The organism is Citrobacter sp. Cpo037 (assembly GCF_030332945.1).
Classification (GTDB): Bacteria; Pseudomonadota; Gammaproteobacteria; order Enterobacterales; family Enterobacteriaceae; genus Citrobacter; species Citrobacter portucalensis.
Genome location: NZ_JAOWGW010000069.1, coordinates 14,692 through 30,795 on the forward strand (window position 1 = coordinate 14,692; position 16,104 = coordinate 30,795).

Here is a 16,104-nt window from a genome sequence, read left to right on the forward strand (position 1 = left end):
TAAAAAAAAGGGCCACAACGTTGCGGCCCTTTTCGGAATTAATGCAGTTTACGCGTAACCGTAGCTCATCAGGCGCTGGTAACGACGGTTTTTCAGATCGTCTTTGCTTAACACGTCGAGATCGGCGAGATCAGCCAGCAGCTGCGCTTTCAGGGACGCAGCCATCACTTCCGGATTGCGGTGTGCGCCGCCTAACGGTTCCGGAATGATAGAGTCGATAAGCTTCAGCTCTTTCAGACGCGGGGCAACAATTCCCATCGCTTCTGCGGCCAGCGGCGCTTTGTCGGCGCTTTTCCACAGAATGGAAGCACAACCTTCCGGGGAGATAACGGAATAGGTGCTGTATTGCAGCATATTCACTTTATCGCCTACACCGATCGCCAGCGCGCCACCGGAACCACCTTCACCGATAACGGTACAGATTACCGGTACGCTCAGACGCGACATTTCACGCAGGTTGCGCGCGATCGCTTCTGACTGACCACGCTCTTCCGCGCCCACGCCCGGGTAAGCCCCTGGGGTGTCGATGAAGGTAATGATCGGCATGTTGAAACGCTCGGCCATTTCCATCAGACGCAGCGCTTTGCGATAGCCTTCCGGCGCTGGCATGCCGAAATTACGGCGAATCTTTTCTTTGGTCTCACGGCCTTTCTGATGACCAATGATCATCACCGGACGACCATCCAGACGCGCGATACCGCCGACAATAGCTTTATCATCCGCATAGGCACGATCGCCCGCCAGCTCATCAAATTCATCAAACGCCAGGCGGACATAATCCAGGGTGTACGGACGCTGTGGATGGCGCGCCAGTTGGGCTACCTGCCATGCGCCAAGATCGGCGAAGATTTTACGCGTCAGTTCTACGCTTTTTTCACGCAGGCGATGCACTTCTTCATCGATGTTAATATCCAGTTTCTCATCCTGACGGCTAACCGCAGTCAAAGAATCGATTTTTGCTTCCAGCTCTGCAATCGGCTGTTCAAAATCAAGGAAATTCAGACTCATAGTATTCCTGTATTAGTCAAACTCCAGTTCCACCTGCTCCGAACCAATAAGGCCACGGAGATCGTTTAGCAAACGATCGCTCGGAGAGACACGCCACGTCGCGCCAAAACGCAACCGCGCACGTGCATCCGCCCTCTGATAGTAGAGATGTACTGGAATTGTCCCCGAGCGGTGGGGTTCCAGAGACTGACGGAGTCGGTTTAAAAGCTGGTCATCAATTTGCCTGTCCGTCAGCGAGATAGCAAGCCCGCGAGCATATTTTTCCCGGGCTTCGTCAATATCCATGACTTCACGGGCCATCATTTTAAGCCCGCCGCTGAAGTCATCAAAGCTGACCTGTCCGCTGACGATAAGTATGCGGTCTTTTTCCAGCAATTGCTGGTATTTATCCAGAGCATCGGTAAACAACATAACTTCCAGACGTCCGGAACGGTCATCCAGTGTACAGATGCCGATACGATTGCCGCGCTTGGTGACCATTACCCGCGCAGCAATGACGAGCCCCGCAGCCGTGGTGACTTTACCACGTTCTGTCGGATGCATGTCTTTCAGCCTGTAGCCTCCGACATAGCGCTCAATTTCTTTTAAATACTGGTTGATGGGGTGTCCCGTCAGGTAAAGCCCCAACGTTTCACGCTCACCATCTAATACCACCTGCTCCGGCCACGGTTGGCAACTGGCATAGGATTGTTCAATTTGCTCCGGTTCTTCCGCCAGCACGCCAAACATATCGGCCTGACCGATGGCTTCGGCTTTTGCATGCTGATCGGCGGCTTTTAGCGCATCGTTGAGCGAATTCATCAACGCCGCACGATGCGGGCCAAGGCGATCAAACGCCCCGGACATAATTAACTTTTCCAGCACCCGGCGGTTAAGTTTTTTGATATCCGTGCGCGCACAGAGATCAAACAGCTCACGGAAGTAACCGCCTTCGTTACGCGCCTCAATAATAGCTTCAATTGGTCCTTCACCCACGCCTTTTATCGCGCCGATGCCATAAACAATCTCGCCATCATCATTCACGTGAAAATGGTAAAGCCCGGAGTTGATGTCCGGCGGCAGGATTTTGAGCCCCATACGCCAGCATTCATCTACCAGCCCGACCACTTTCTCAGTGTTATCCATATCGGCGGTCATTACCGCCGCCATAAACTCAGCAGGATAATGCGCCTTCAGCCACAGCGTCTGGTAAGAGACGAGCGCATAGGCTGCGGAGTGCGATTTGTTAAATCCGTAACCGGCGAATTTCTCCACCAGGTCAAAGATTTTCATCGCCAGTTCGCCGTCTACGCCGCGCTTTTTCGCCCCTTCTTCAAAGGTGCCGCGCTGCTTAGCCATCTCTTCCGGCTTTTTCTTACCCATCGCACGACGCAGCATATCCGCGCCGCCAAGGGTGTACCCGGACAACTCCTGGGCAATCTGCATAACCTGTTCCTGATACAGGATAATGCCGTAGGTCGGCTCCAGTACCGGTTTCAGACACTCATGCTGCCATTGTACGTCCGGGTAGGAAATCTCTTCGCGACCATGCTTACGGTCGATAAAGTTATCTACCATCCCCGACTGTAGCGGACCAGGGCGGAACAGAGCCACCAGTGCGATCATGTCTTCGAAGCAGTCAGGCTGCAGACGTTTGATCAGGTCTTTCATACCGCGGGATTCAAGCTGGAAGACAGCCGTGGTCTCCGAGCGTTGCAGCATATCGAAGCTTTTCTTGTCATCCAGCGGGATAGCCGCAATATCCAGCGGTGGCTCACCGTTCTTTTCACGGCGCGCGTTGATCATTTCCAGCGCCCAGTTGATGATGGTGAGCGTACGCAGGCCGAGGAAGTCGAACTTCACAAGACCGGCATATTCCACGTCGTTCTTATCAAACTGAGTAACCGGGTGCAGCCCCTGCTCATCGCAGTACAGCGGCGCAAAATCAGTAATCTTTGTCGGTGCGATAACCACACCACCGGCGTGCTTACCGGCGTTACGCGTGACGCCTTCCAGCTTACGCGCCATATCGATCAGCGCTTTAACCTCTTCATCTGCCTCATAGATTTCCGGCAGTTGCGGTTCGGCTTCAAAGGCTTTTGCCAGCGTCATGCCCGGATCGGGCGGCACCAGTTTCGAAATACGGTCAACGAAACCGTACGGATGCCCCAGCACGCGGCCCACGTCGCGGATAACCGCTTTTGCAGCCATCGTACCAAAGGTAATAATCTGCGAAACCGCATCACGACCGTACATTTCCGCCACGTGCTCGATAACCTGGTCGCGTTTCTCCATACAGAAGTCAACGTCGAAGTCGGGCATTGAGACACGTTCCGGGTTAAGGAAACGTTCGAACAGCAGGTCAAATTCCAGCGGATCGAGATCGGTAATTTTCAGCGCATAGGCGACAAGTGAGCCAGCGCCGGAACCACGTCCCGGGCCTACCGGTACTCCGTTATCTTTCGACCACTGGATAAATTCCATAACGATCAGGAAGTAGCCAGGGAATCCCATCTGGTTGATAACTTTAAGTTCAACTTCCAGACGTTCATCGTAAGGCGGGCGCTTCTGCGCACGAACTTCAGGGTCAGGGAACAAAAATTCGAGACGTTCTTCCAGACCTTCGCGTGATTTCGCCACGAGGAAATCTTCGGTGGTCATATCGCCGGTCGGGAACTGCGGCAGGAAATATTCGCCCAGACGCACCGTCACGTTGCAGCGTTTGGCTATCTCGACAGTGTTTTGCAGTGCTTCCGGAATATCGGAGAACAGCTCGCACATCTCATCTTCGCTGCGCATGTATTGCTGCGGCGAATAGTTACGCGGGCGTTTCGGGTCATCAAGGGTGAACCCGTCGTGGATCGCTACGCGGATTTCATGCGCGTCGAAATCTCCGGTTTCCAGGAAGCGGACATCGTTAGTCGCCACCACCGGTAGACCACGCGTTTCGGCCAGTGCTACGGCTGCGTGCAGATAATTTTCTTCATCTTGCCTGCCGGTGCGAATCAATTCGAGGAAATAGCAATTGGGAAAATGTTCTTCGTAAAACGCCACGCACTCGTCAACCAGTGCGCTATTGCCGCGCAGCAGGCTGCGTCCGACATCGCCCATGCGACCGCCGGAGAGCAAAATCAAACCTTCTTTTAGCTCGACCAACCAGTCCCGGTCGATAACCGGTCCTTCTGCGCCATAGCCGCGCTGATAGGCTTTCGAAATCAACAACGTCAGGTTCTGATAGCCGGTATTATTTGCGGCCAGCACGGTGAGCTGCGTGAGTTCATCGCCCAACAGCTCACTGCGGACATGAAAATCTGCGCCAACTATCGGCTTGATACCCGCGCCGTGACCCGCTCCGTAAAACTTCACCAGACCACACAGGTTGGTAAAATCGGTGATCGCCAGCGCTGGCATGCCTAACGCGGCCGCCTTTTTTACCAGCGGCCCGGTTTTCGCCAGCCCATCGATCATGGAGTAGTCGCTGTGCACCCGTAGGTGGACGAAACGTGGTTCAGACATCTTCAGATTCCTTCGACACAAGAATCAGGACGAGAGTCCCAGTGCGCGTTTGACAGGGCCAAAGCTGCGGCGATGGTGCTCAGTCGCACCATGCAGTGCCAATTTTTCCAGATGAAATGCGGTTGGATAGCCTTTGTGCTGTGCAAAACCATACTGTGGAAAAACCGTATCCAGCGCCGCCATTTCAGCGTCACGGGTCACTTTTGCCAGAATCGATGCGGCGCTAATCTCCGCCACGCGGCTATCGCCTTTGACCACCGCCATCGACGGTACCGGTAATGCCGGGCAACGATTGCCGTCAATCAGCACGTATTCGGGCGCAATATGCAATCCCGCAACCGCACGCTGCATGGCCAGCATGGTGGCATGCAAAATGTTCAGCTCGTCGATTTCATGCGGTTCCGCCCGACCAAGGCTCCAGCTTAACGCTTTTTCTTTAATTTCATCAAACAGCGCCAGGCGACGTTTTTCTGACAGTTTTTTTGAGTCGTTAAGACCGATAATAGGGCGAGCCGGATCCAGAATGACGGCAGCAGTGACGACCGCACCGACCAAAGGGCCGCGCCCGACTTCATCCACACCCGCCACTAAATGCGTATGCGGATACACAAATTCAATCATTGCGCTAACTCCAGGACCGCATCCGCCGCCTGCTCATCAGCATTGCAACGGATCTGCTGGTGCAGTTCGCGGAATGTGTCGTGCATCGCATGGCTGGTTTTACCATTTGCCAGCAACGGCAACAGCGCTTGCGACAGCGCCTGCGGTTCACACTCTTCCTGCAACAGCTCTTTAACCAGTTCTCTTCCCGCCAGCAGGTTAGGTAGCGAAACATAATCCGTTTTCACCAGGCGCTTCGCCAGCCAAAAGGTGAAGGGTTTCATACGGTAGCCAACCACCATCGGGCATTTTGCCAGCATACATTCCAGCGCGGCGGTACCAGAAGCCAGCAGTGCGGCATCGCTGGCCACCATTGCTTCACGTCCCATCCCATTGAGCAGATGTACAGAAAGCTCCGGTGCAACTTCCGCTTTAATGCGTTCAAACTGCTCGCGACGTTTGGCATTCACCAACGGCACCACCACTTCGAGATCCGGATAATGCTGGCGTAATAGCTGCGCCGTTTTCAGAAAATCGGCGCTGAGCATTTCCACTTCTGCACCACGGCTTCCTGGCAGTAGCGCCAGGCAGTGAGCGTCATGAGGAATGCCCAGAACATCACGCGCCGCATTTTTATCCGGGTCCAACGGCATGGCATCAGCCATGGTATGACCGATAAAGCGGCACGGGACGTTAAATTTGTCATAAAACGCCTTTTCGAAAGGCAGAAAGGCCAGCACCATGTTGGTGGATCTGCCTATTTTGAAAACGCGTTTCTGTCGCCACGCCCAAACGGACGGACTGACATAATGAATGGTTTTAATGCCCTGTCTTTTCAAATTCCCTTCGAGGGTAATATTGAAATCAGGTGCATCAATGCCGACGAAAACATCCGGCTTTAAGTCGGTGAATCGGCGAGTGAGGTCGGCACGAATATGCAGTAAACGGCGCAGGCGTCCGAGCACTTCAACAATGCCCATGACCGCCAACTCTTCCATTTCGTACCAGGCTTCACAACCTTCGGCCTGCATCAGCGGCCCCGCAACGCCAACAAAGCGCGCATTGGGAACGCGAGCCTTGAGTGCACGGATTAACCCTGCACCAAGAATATCGCCGGAGGTTTCTCCGGCGACGAGGGCAATCGTTAAAGGACGCTGTTCAGTCATTAACGAATCAGGCCACGCGTTGAGCGCTCAAAGAAGTCGCTGAAAGCCTGAACTTCGGGGTACTGTTTCGCCAGTTCCGCGATTTCTGGTTTCACTTCTTCCAGCGTTTTACCGCTACGGTACAACGCTTTGTAGGCGTTACGAATCGCGGTAATCGCTTCGCGGGTAAATCCACGACGCTTCAGACCTTCGATATTGACGCCAAACGGCGTCGCGTGGTTGCCCTGGGCGATAACGTACGGAGGCACGTCCTGGGCAACACCAGAACAGCCACCAACCATCACATGAGCACCGATGATGCAGAACTGATGCACCGCGGTCATGCCGCCGATGATAACAAAATCATCAAGCGAAACATGTCCGGCAAGCGTGGCGTTATTCGCCAGAATACAGCGGTTTCCTACCGTACAATCATGCGCGACGTGCGCATTAATCATCAATAAGTTATCGCTGCCCACCTTCGTCACTCCACCGCCCTGCACTGTGCCACGATGAATGGTGACGCTTTCGCGGATGCGGTTGCGATCGCCAATTTCCACACGGGTCGGTTCGCCAGCATATTTAAGATCCTGGTTAACTTCACCGATGGAGGCAAACTGATAGATCTCGTTATCGCGACCAATTTTTGTATGGCCATTCACGACAACGTGAGACTTCAGTACGGTACCCTCACCAATTTCAACATGGGGTCCAACAATACAAAATGGGCCAATGTGAGCATTGGCACCAATGCTGGCGCCCTCTTCTACAATGGCGGTCGGGTGAATAAAGGCGGATTTATCAATCACGTATCAGGCCTCCCGGCTACGGGCACACATCATCGTTGCTTCGCACACAACTTTACCGTCGACCAGCGCAACCCCTTTAAAACGGGTCAGGCCACGGCGCGTTTTCTCGAAAGTCACTTCCATGATCATCTGATCGCCAGGCACGACAGGACGCTTAAAGCGTGCTTCATCAATACCCGCGAAATAATACAGTTCGCCTGGTTCCAGTTTTCCTACGCTTTTAAACGCGAGGATACCGGTAGCCTGTGCCATCGCTTCCAGAATCAATACGCCAGGGAAAATAGGTTTACCCGGGAAGTGGCCCTGAAAGAAAGGCTCGTTAACGGATACATTTTTCACTGCGCGCAGAAAACGACCTTCTTCAAAATCCAGCACGCGGTCAACCAGCAGAAACGGAAAACGGTGCGGCAGAAGTTCTAAAATCTCTTCAATATGCAGAGTATGAGTGTTAGTAGTCAAAATACTCTTCCTGTCAAAATATACTAAAAGGCAATAATAACACGGCCTGTCGCAATCGTATGAATGGGACAGGCCGAAAAGTCAGACATGCAAAAACGGTGCTTTAGTCTTGTTGATTAACCTTGCGCTCAATCGCTTTGAGGCGCTTGCTCATATCATCAATATTCATCACCAGTGCAGCTGTTTTACGCCATACCTTGTTGGGTTGTAGCGGAATGCCTGAGGAATAGACGCCAGGTTCAGTGATAGGACGCATCACCATACCCATGCCAGTTACCGTAACTTTGTCGCATATTTCCATATGCCCATTGATCACGCTAGCACCGCCAATCATGCAATAACGGCCAATCTTCAGGCTACCCGCCATAATGACGCCACCGGCTACCGCCGTATTGTCGCCAATCACAACGTTATGCGCAATCTGGCACTGGTTATCAATGATAACACCATTACCGATCACAGTATCGTCCAGAGCACCACGGTCAATGGTGGTACAAGCGCCGATCTCGACGCGATCGCCGATAATCACGCGACCAAGCTGGGGGATCTTCACCCAGTTACCACGATCGTTCGCGTAACCAAATCCATCAGATCCAACGACGGTGCTGGACTGGATCAGGCAATTTTCACCGATCTGGATGTCGTGGTAAATCGTCACATTCGCCCACAAGCGTGAACCTGCACCGATTTTGGTATTTTTTCCGACGAAACAACCTGCACCGATAACCACGTTATCGCCCAGTTCTACGCCAGACTCAATGACCGCATTTGCGCCCACAGAGACATTATTACCCAGCTTCGCCGTTGCATCGATCACTGCACTGGGTGCAATGTTCTGTGCAGGCTGAGGCGTGGTATCTAAAATTTGCGCCATACGTGCATAGGTCAGATAGGGATTCTTCACTACCAGCGCCGCACTCTTAGCAAAAGGAAGATCGTCCTGCGTCATCACAACGGCAGACGCCTGGCATACGCCTAAGTGTTCACGGTATTTAGGATTCACCATGAACGTGATATTGCCAGTTTGCGCAGATTGCATGGACGCTACGCCGGTGATGACGATATCGCCATCACCGTGTAATTCTGCATCCAACTGCTCTGCTAAATCAGCCAGTCGAATTGAAGGCATTACTTATTTAACCTGTTTCAGTACGTCAGCGGTGATGTCTTTTACATCGCTGCTGTTGTATGCAACGGTGTTTGCGTCAACGACCAGATCAATGCTCTGGCTGCTGGCAACAGATTTCACAGCTGTCTGGATACGAGTAACCAGTTTGCCACGTTCTTCGTTGGAACGACGTGCACGATCCTGCTCGAAAGCCTGAGCTTTCTGAGAGAAAGTCTGGCGCTGAGCCATAACGTCTTTTTCCAACTTGGTACGATCGCTACCCGCTTTCATTGATTGCAGACGCTGCATTTTAGATTGCAGATCGGATTCCATACGCTGCAGTTCGCTGGCACGGCCTTTGAACTCGTTTTCCAGCGTAGCAGAAACACCCGTCTTCTGTGCAACCTGTTGGAACAGGCTACCCATATTGACGATTGCAATTTTGTCAGCAGCCTGTGCGGACGTTGCCATCGCTAAACCGAGACCTGCAGCTAATAACCACTTTTTCACAATTAACTCCTTACCATCCCATTTGCACCCGAAGGTGCAGTTCTTTGCGTGGCCAGGCGATCCCATGCAAGATCGCCTAAAGTCATCGCTACACTACCACTACATTCCTTTGCGAAGAACAGTTACCAGGTTTTACCAATGTTAAACTGGAACTGTTCCGCTTTGTCTCCATCGTACTTCTTGAACGGCTGGGCGTAGGAGAAAACCAACGGCCCCAATGGGGACATCCATTGTAACGCGATACCCGCTGACATACGGATATTGCTCGGATCACTATAGTCCGGCACATCCGACGGCGCAGATGACGGATCCCAGTTAGTATCCCAAACGGTACCCATATCCCAGAAGAAGGAAGTACGGACCGAGTTAGCATACTTATCGCTGATAAACGGCGTCGGGGTAATAAATTCCAGGCTGGCGACAGCCATGGCGTTACCACCTACCGCATCATCTGATTTACAGCCTGAATCCTGAGTACATTCTTCGTTATCGCCGTCATTCCAGTCTGTGCTAGCACCCTTTTTATAGACCGCTTTCGGACCAATGGTGTTGGACTGGAAGCCACGCACAGTACTGGAACCACCGGCGTAGAAGTTCTCGTAGAACGGCATCTCTTTGCTGCCAATGCCATCCCCATAACCTACCTTGGTACGACCCAGAACAACCCACTTGTGGTCGTCATCGATCGGCATATAGGTCGCGGTATCCATCGACAGTTTGTAGTATTCGTTGTCAGAACCCGGAATGGTGACTTTACCGTTCAGGTTGACACGCGAACCGTCTGTCGGGAAATAACCACGGTCTAACTTGTTGTATGTCCAACCGTAGTTAAAGGTGAAATCATCAGCGGCAAAACTGCTGGTATCAGCGGATTGTCCCATCGACTCAAGATAACGATCCATTGCGATCTGCGGCTGCATATTGGACAGTTTGTTATGTACATAACCCAGGCCCGCGCGCAACGTGTTGTATTCGTTGACCGGGAAGCCCAGCGTCACGTCTGTACCATAACTTTTGTTGGTATAGTCGGACAGGTCTGCATCATCCGCTTCAAAGTCGTTATAGAAGACGCGGCCACCAAGGCTCACACCATCAACGGTGAAGTACGGGTTAGTGACAGACAACTCAGTATAGGTCTGGTAATCGTTTTTGGTGCCGTTAATCCCGACAGAATAACCGGTACCTAACCAGTTATCCTGCTGAACGCCAGCCTGGAAGCTCACGCCGCTCTCGGTACCGTATCCGACGCCGAAGTTAAAGCTACCGGTGTTACGCTCTTTAACCTTGTAGACTACATCAACCTGATCCGGGCGGCCCGGAACACGCTGAGTATCAGTATCAACGGTTTCAAAGTAACCCAGACGGTTCAGACGCTCTTTACCCTGGTCGACAAGATCGCTGCCCAACCATGCGCCTTCCATCTGACGCATTTCGCGACGCAGAACGGAGTCTTTAGAAGTGTCGTTACCTTCAAAACGGATCTTACGCACATAGAAACGGTTACCCGCATCCACGTTTACACGCAATTTAACGGTTTTGTCAGCGTCGTTGATTTCAGGCTGCGACTGAACGCGCGGATAGGCATAGCCATAGCGACCCAGAAGCTTCTTGATGTCATCTTCCATTTTGGTCACTTTGGTGCCGTTATAGAGTTCACCTGGCTCGATCTTCGTCAGGGTCTCAATTTCGGCGGAGTGCCCGGCCAGGTTACCGCTCACCTGAACCCCAGAAAGCTTGTACTGCTCGCCTTCAGTGATGTTAACGGTGATGTAGATACCTTTTTTATCCGGCGTCAGGCTGACCTGAGTGGAATCAATATTGAAGCGAGCATAACCGCGATCCAGATAGTAGCTGCGCAGGGTTTCAAGATCGCCCGCCAGCTTCTGTTTCTGGTATTTACGATCGCCTACCACGTTCCACCACGGCACTTCGTCACGCAACTGGAAGTGAGAGATAAGTTCGTCAGTCGAGAAGGCATGGTTGCCGACGATATTGATCTGTTGGATCTTCGCCGAAACACCTTCCTGGAAGACCAGCTTGAGGTCAACACGGTTACGCGGCAACGGCGTCACCACCGCTTTCACACTGGCGCTGTACTTACCGACGCTATAGTAGAAATCTTCCAGGCCCTTTTCGATATCGGCAAGCGTTGTGCGATCCAGAGACTCGCCAACACGCACGCCAGACGCCTCGAGGTTTTGCTTCAGCATGTCATCTTTCACCGATTTGTTACCGGAGAAAGTGATGCTGGCAATCGTCGGACGTTCTTTTACCTGAACCAGAAGGGTATCACCATCGCGCAGGACGCGGACATCCTCAAAGTTACCGGTGGCGAACAGAGCACGAATGGTATTACTGATGTCTTCATCATTAACCGTGTCGCCTGTGCGCACCGGCATACTGAGGAGAGCCGCACCAACGGCGACTCGCTGTAGGCCTTCGAAATGAATGTCCTTCACTACGAACCCTTCAGCACCGTATACGGTGGCGCTGCTAAACAGCAGCGACGCTATGAGCAACTTTTTCATCGCCATCGTTATTATGCGTTCTTCCTAACACTCTCTTACAACCGAGAGAAATCATTGAAAAGTGCAAGCCCCATTAACAACACCAGCAAGATAGAGCCAATGCGATAACTAAAGTCTTGAACCCGCTCGGATACCGGACCGCCCTTCAGCTTTTCAATCGCCAGGAACAGCAGATGCCCCCCGTCAAGAACGGGCAACGGAAACAGGTTGATTATCCCTAAGTTCACGCTGATAAGCGCAAGGAACATCAGGTAATAAATAATCCCAAACTCCGCTGACATCCCAGCCCCCTGGGCGATAGAAATCGGCCCACTGAGGTTGTTCAGTTTTACATCACCGGTAATCAATTTTCCCAGCATACTGACCGTCAGCTTCATCAACTGCCACGTTTTATCCGAGGCTTCGAGGATGGCGCTGAATGGCCCATACTGGCGTACAGTCTTATACTCATCAGGCAGAGGAATAACTTTAGGCACCACGCCCGCAAACCCTTCTGCCTTCCCGTTAACCTGTTTTGAATCTGGGGTTAACGTTAAAGACAAGGAACTTCCTTGTCTTTCAATATCTAGCGCTAACGGCGTATCCGGATTATCGCGCACCAGCGTCACGAACGTCATCCATTGCGTCAGTGACTGACCATTGACTTTAACGATCCTGTCGCCAGCTTGCAAACCTGCCTTACTTGCAGCGGAATTAACCTGCACTTCTGACAGTACCGGTTCAATCTGCGGACCACGCGGACGCATGCCCAAACTAGAGACAGGATCCTCTTTGTCTGGCTCAAATGCCCAATGGCGTAAATCCAGCGTTTTGTCCTGCCGCTGGTTGCTGCCAAACTGCGCCACGCTGAGGGTTGTATGCTCATCGCCGATTTTGGATACCAGTTGCAATCGCACTGCATCCCAATCAGGGGTTTCGATGCCATCAACCGCTTTTAGTTCCGTACCCGGCTGAATTTGCGCCTGTGCAGCAATCGAGTTGGGTGTTATTTCACCAACAACAGGACGAACGCCAGGGACACCAATGATAAACACCAGCCAATAAGCAAAAATAGCAAAAAGGAAGTTTGCAATCGGACCCGCGGCGATAATAGCAGCACGTTGTCCAACCGTTTTATTGTTGAAGGCGTAATGGCGCAATTCCGGTGCGACCGGTTCAGCGCGCTCATCCAGCATTTTGACGTAACCGCCGAGGGGAATCATGGCGATGACGTATTCCGTACCTGATTTATCGGTACGCCGCCAAAGCGCTTTTCCAAAGCCAATGGAAAAGCGTTCGACGCGGACTCCGCAGCGCCGCGCAACCCAGAAATGACCAAATTCATGCACGGTGATAAGCACACCAAGTGCGATGATGAACGCAGCCAAATTCCAGAGAATACTCAGCATAAGACCATCCGTTAGAGCGTCCTGAACACCAGTAACAACAGGCAGGCAAAGACCGGTACCGCAGCCGTCAGGCTATCAATACGATCCAGAATACCACCGTGTCCTGGAATTAAGTGACCACTGTCCTTAATACCTGCTTCACGCTTAAACATACTCTCGGTCAGGTCACCCAGCACGGAGGCCAGGGCTGCAACGATGGAGCAAATGAGCAAGGTGACAGGCGCAACTTCAAGATTCGCCCACATGCCATAACCCCATGAGATCACGGCCGCAGTGGCGAGTCCGCCAATAAAACCCTGCCAGGTTTTACCAGGAGAAACCTTCGGTGCCAGCTTATGTTTGCCAAACAGCTTACCAAACATATACGCACCAGAGTCTGCTCCCCAAACGAGGATCATGACATATAGCAGCCATAGCGCGCCACTATAATGATTCTCATCATAGTGCCATGCACGTAGCGCCAGCATTCCCCAAAAGAACGGGACAATGGTTAACACGCCGAAAATTATGCGTAATGTTTTGGAATTACGCCAGACCGACGCAGACCCTGGGTAAAACAATACCAGTAATAGCGCTACGACCCACCAGCCCAGCGACGCCCACAGCGATACTTCAACCAGCGGTTGATGGATATCGCGATGGTATTCTGGCAGCAAAAATAGCATCAGTGCCAGCAATAGCCCGCACAAAACCGCCAGCCAGACTCGCTGCGTACGCGTGGTAAAACCGCTTAACTGTCCCCATTCCCAGGCGGCCAACATACAGACGACCAACGTAACAATGGCGAACCCCACCGGCGGCAGCAAAAACAGCGCCGCGATGACAACGGGTATTAAAACAAAAGCAGAAATCAGGCGATACTTCAGCAAAAGCGACCCCCATCAGGCTTTTTCATCACCGGGTTCGGTGCCGCCGAAACGACGCTCACGATTAGCAAAGGCATGCAGCGCACCTTCAAAGTCTTGTTCATCGAAATCGGGCCAGAGAACATCGGTAAAGTAAAGTTCGGCGTAGGCAATTTGCCACAACAGAAAATTACTAATTCGGTGCTCTCCCCCAGTCCTTATCACTAAATCCACAGGAGCCAGCTCATGCATACAAATTTGCTGCCCAAGCATCTCTTCATCGATTTGCTCAGGATGCAGCACACCGTCCTGCACCTGTTGTGCCAGTTGCCTGACTCCCTGGACAATATCCCACCGTCCACCGTAATTCGCTGCAATATTCAGCGTCAACCCGGTATTCTGGGCGGTAATCGCTTCTGATTTGCGAATCCGTTCTTGCAAACGTGAGTTAAATCGACTGATATCCCCGATAATACGCAGGCGTACGTTATGGCGATGCAGGTTTTTCACTTCGCTATCAAGTGCCCACACAAACAGTTCCATTAACGCACTCACTTCCTGCGCAGGTCGGTTCCAGTTCTCACTGCTAAAGGCATACAGCGTTAACGCATCAATACCGTTATTTGCAGCAAAAGAGACAGCCCGGCGGACGGATTTTGCTCCAGCCTTATGCCCAAAGGCGCGAATCTTCCCTTGCTTTTTCGCCCAGCGGCCATTGCCATCCATGATAATTGCGACATGGCGACAACCATGTGCTGGCAAATTTTCGCTTAATGGTTTAGTTGCAGACAACATAACGCGTTATTAGTCCCTGAAAGGATTTACGGTACTCAGGAATACTGAAGCCTATCCACAAAAAAGCCGTGTCAAACCACGGCTTACCCGACCGAAAAAAAGCAAATACCCGCGATCGGGTGGCGCAGACTATATCACTGAAGCCCAACGCTAACAAATAGCACGATTCTCCGTAGAGGGATTATCATCAGCTTGAGAGTCGCATCACTTCTTTTCTGGCGACTTCCCGCGCGATGGCATCGACCTTCAACACGTCGTCAACGCTCTGTGGTTCCTGCAAATCCATCTTATCCAGTACGGATAAATTGAGATCGGCAATATCGGTAAATCGGATCTGCTGCGCCAGGAATGCGGCAACGGTAATTTCATTCGCGGCATTGAGTGCGGTCGTCGCCGCCTGACCTTGCTCAAACGCGTCCATCGCCAGTTTCAGGCACGGATAACGCTGGTAATCAGGTGCGGAAAACGTCAACGCACTGAGTTTGCAAAAGTCGACAGGCTTAACACCAGACGTCACACGTTCTGGCCATGCCATCGTATGGGCAATAGGCGTACGCATATCAGGTTCACCCAACTGCGCCAGAACACTACCATCCTGATAACGGACCATCGAATGAATAACCGACTGCGGGTGGATCAGCACTTCCATCTGGCTTGCACTGGCATTAAATAACCAACGCGCTTCAATGTATTCCAGACCTTTGTTCATCATGGTGGCGGAATCGACAGAAATTTTTCGTCCCATCGACCAATTCGGATGACGACATGCCTGATCGGGGGTCATAGAGACCAGATCGCGCAATGGCGTTTCACGGAATGGGCCACCAGACCCGGTAAGCAGAACTGACATGACGCCGTTTTGCTCAAGGTCAGCGTATCCCAGATTGTGTTGGATAGGTTGCGGTAAACTCTGAAAAATCGCGTTATGCTCGCTATCTACCGGCAAAAGCTGCGCTTTGTGGCGTTTCACGTCGTCCATAAACAGACGACCGCAGGTCACCAGCGATTCTTTATTCGCCAGCAAAATGCTTTTACTCGCACGAATTGCCGCCAGCGTCGGCAGCAAACCCGCTGCGCCGACAATCGCCGCCATGACCTGATCAACATCATCCAGCGCAGCCATATCACAGGCAGCCTGCTGCCCGCTCATCACCTCGGTACGGCTACCCTGTGCCAAAAGAGCAGCTTTTACCTGTGCCGCGCTTTTTTCATCATCCATTACCGCATAGCGAGGCGCAAACTCCAGGCATTGCTCTACCATACGGGCAACATTTTTACCCGCCACCAACGCAGCAACACGAAATTTTTCCGGGTTATGGCGTACTACATCCAGCGTACTGCAACCAATGGAACCGGTTGATCCCAGGATGGTTAATTGCTTCATCGGACATCCAGAAGAATTTTACTCGTCATA

Annotated in this window: 13 protein-coding genes; all 13 read right to left on the minus strand. The window is 52.1% G+C overall.

Features of this window, described 5'->3' with window-relative positions; all coding sequences use genetic code 11:
* Nucleotides 1–48: 48 nt before the first annotated feature.
* Entirely contained in the window at nucleotides 49–1,008 is a 960-nt protein-coding gene (accA, locus tag OGX94_RS15845; protein ID WP_003829164.1) for an acetyl-CoA carboxylase carboxyl transferase subunit alpha, read from the minus strand.
* 12 nt (nucleotides 1,009–1,020) lie between these two features.
* Entirely contained in the window at nucleotides 1,021–4,503 is a 3,483-nt protein-coding gene (gene dnaE, locus OGX94_RS15850) for a DNA polymerase III subunit alpha (RefSeq protein WP_008786271.1), read from the minus strand.
* A 24-nt stretch (nucleotides 4,504–4,527) separates the two neighbouring features.
* Nucleotides 4,528–5,124, minus strand: a complete 597-nt coding sequence (rnhB, locus tag OGX94_RS15855; RefSeq protein WP_003018518.1) for a ribonuclease HII — start codon at nucleotides 5,122–5,124, stop codon at nucleotides 4,528–4,530.
* Entirely contained in the window at nucleotides 5,121–6,269 is a 1,149-nt protein-coding gene (gene lpxB / locus OGX94_RS15860) for a lipid-A-disaccharide synthase (protein WP_063941139.1), read from the minus strand. Before lpxB ends, rnhB begins: the two co-directional genes overlap by 4 nt.
* Entirely contained in the window at nucleotides 6,269–7,057 is a 789-nt protein-coding gene (gene lpxA, locus OGX94_RS15865; protein WP_003018525.1) for an acyl-ACP--UDP-N-acetylglucosamine O-acyltransferase, read from the minus strand. The genes lpxB and lpxA overlap by 1 nt, the downstream gene beginning before the upstream one ends.
* Before the next feature lie 3 nt (nucleotides 7,058–7,060).
* Entirely contained in the window at nucleotides 7,061–7,516 is a 456-nt protein-coding gene (gene fabZ / locus OGX94_RS15870; RefSeq protein WP_003018528.1) for a 3-hydroxyacyl-ACP dehydratase FabZ, read from the minus strand.
* Nucleotides 7,517–7,619: 103 nt separating this feature from the next.
* The gene (lpxD, locus tag OGX94_RS15875; protein WP_003018531.1) at nucleotides 7,620–8,645 is read right to left on the minus strand and encodes a UDP-3-O-(3-hydroxymyristoyl)glucosamine N-acyltransferase; all 1,026 of its coding nucleotides are present in this window, start codon (nucleotides 8,643–8,645) and stop codon (nucleotides 7,620–7,622) included.
* A 3-nt stretch (nucleotides 8,646–8,648) separates the two neighbouring features.
* Nucleotides 8,649–9,134, minus strand: a complete 486-nt coding sequence (gene skp / locus OGX94_RS15880) for a molecular chaperone Skp (protein WP_003018533.1) — start codon at nucleotides 9,132–9,134, stop codon at nucleotides 8,649–8,651.
* A 122-nt stretch (nucleotides 9,135–9,256) separates the two neighbouring features.
* Nucleotides 9,257–11,668, minus strand: a complete 2,412-nt coding sequence (gene bamA, locus OGX94_RS15885; protein ID WP_003829172.1) for an outer membrane protein assembly factor BamA — start codon at nucleotides 11,666–11,668, stop codon at nucleotides 9,257–9,259.
* Between the two features lie 29 nt (nucleotides 11,669–11,697).
* Entirely contained in the window at nucleotides 11,698–13,050 is a 1,353-nt protein-coding gene (rseP, locus tag OGX94_RS15890) for a sigma E protease regulator RseP (protein ID WP_003829173.1), read from the minus strand.
* An 11-nt stretch (nucleotides 13,051–13,061) separates the two neighbouring features.
* Entirely contained in the window at nucleotides 13,062–13,919 is an 858-nt protein-coding gene (cdsA, locus tag OGX94_RS15895; RefSeq protein ID WP_003829174.1) for a phosphatidate cytidylyltransferase, read from the minus strand.
* A 12-nt stretch (nucleotides 13,920–13,931) separates the two neighbouring features.
* On the minus strand, nucleotides 13,932–14,690 hold the full coding sequence (gene ispU / locus OGX94_RS15900) for a (2E,6E)-farnesyl-diphosphate-specific ditrans,polycis-undecaprenyl-diphosphate synthase (protein ID WP_008786266.1): 759 nt from the start codon (nucleotides 14,688–14,690) through the stop codon (nucleotides 13,932–13,934).
* A gap of 187 nt (nucleotides 14,691–14,877) precedes the next feature.
* Nucleotides 14,878–16,074: a 1-deoxy-D-xylulose-5-phosphate reductoisomerase gene (ispC, locus tag OGX94_RS15905; RefSeq protein ID WP_003829176.1), complete on the minus strand. Its 1,197-nt coding sequence runs from the start codon at nucleotides 16,072–16,074 to the stop codon at nucleotides 14,878–14,880.
* Between the last annotated feature and the right edge of the window lie 30 nt (nucleotides 16,075–16,104).

Excerpts from the sequence above, each read along its gene's own strand:
- accA (WP_003829164.1), bottom strand. The coding sequence starts at position 1,008 with ATGAGTCTGAATTTCCTTGATTTTGAACAGCCGATTGCAGAGCTGGAA.
- dnaE (WP_008786271.1), bottom strand. The coding sequence starts at position 4,503 with ATGTCTGAACCACGTTTCGTCCACCTACGGGTGCACAGCGACTACTCC.
- rnhB (WP_003018518.1), bottom strand. The coding sequence starts at position 5,124 with ATGATTGAATTTGTGTATCCGCATACGCATTTAGTGGCGGGTGTGGAT.
- lpxB (WP_063941139.1), bottom strand. The coding sequence starts at position 6,269 with ATGACTGAACAGCGTCCTTTAACGATTGCCCTCGTCGCCGGAGAAACC.
- lpxD (WP_003018531.1), bottom strand. The coding sequence starts at position 8,645 with ATGCCTTCAATTCGACTGGCTGATTTAGCAGAGCAGTTGGATGCAGAA.
- bamA (WP_003829172.1), bottom strand. The coding sequence starts at position 11,668 with ATGGCGATGAAAAAGTTGCTCATAGCGTCGCTGCTGTTTAGCAGCGCC.
- rseP (WP_003829173.1), bottom strand. The coding sequence starts at position 13,050 with ATGCTGAGTATTCTCTGGAATTTGGCTGCGTTCATCATCGCACTTGGT.
- ispU (WP_008786266.1), bottom strand. The coding sequence starts at position 14,690 with ATGTTGTCTGCAACTAAACCATTAAGCGAAAATTTGCCAGCACATGGT.
- ispC (WP_003829176.1), bottom strand. The coding sequence starts at position 16,074 with ATGAAGCAATTAACCATCCTGGGATCAACCGGTTCCATTGGTTGCAGT.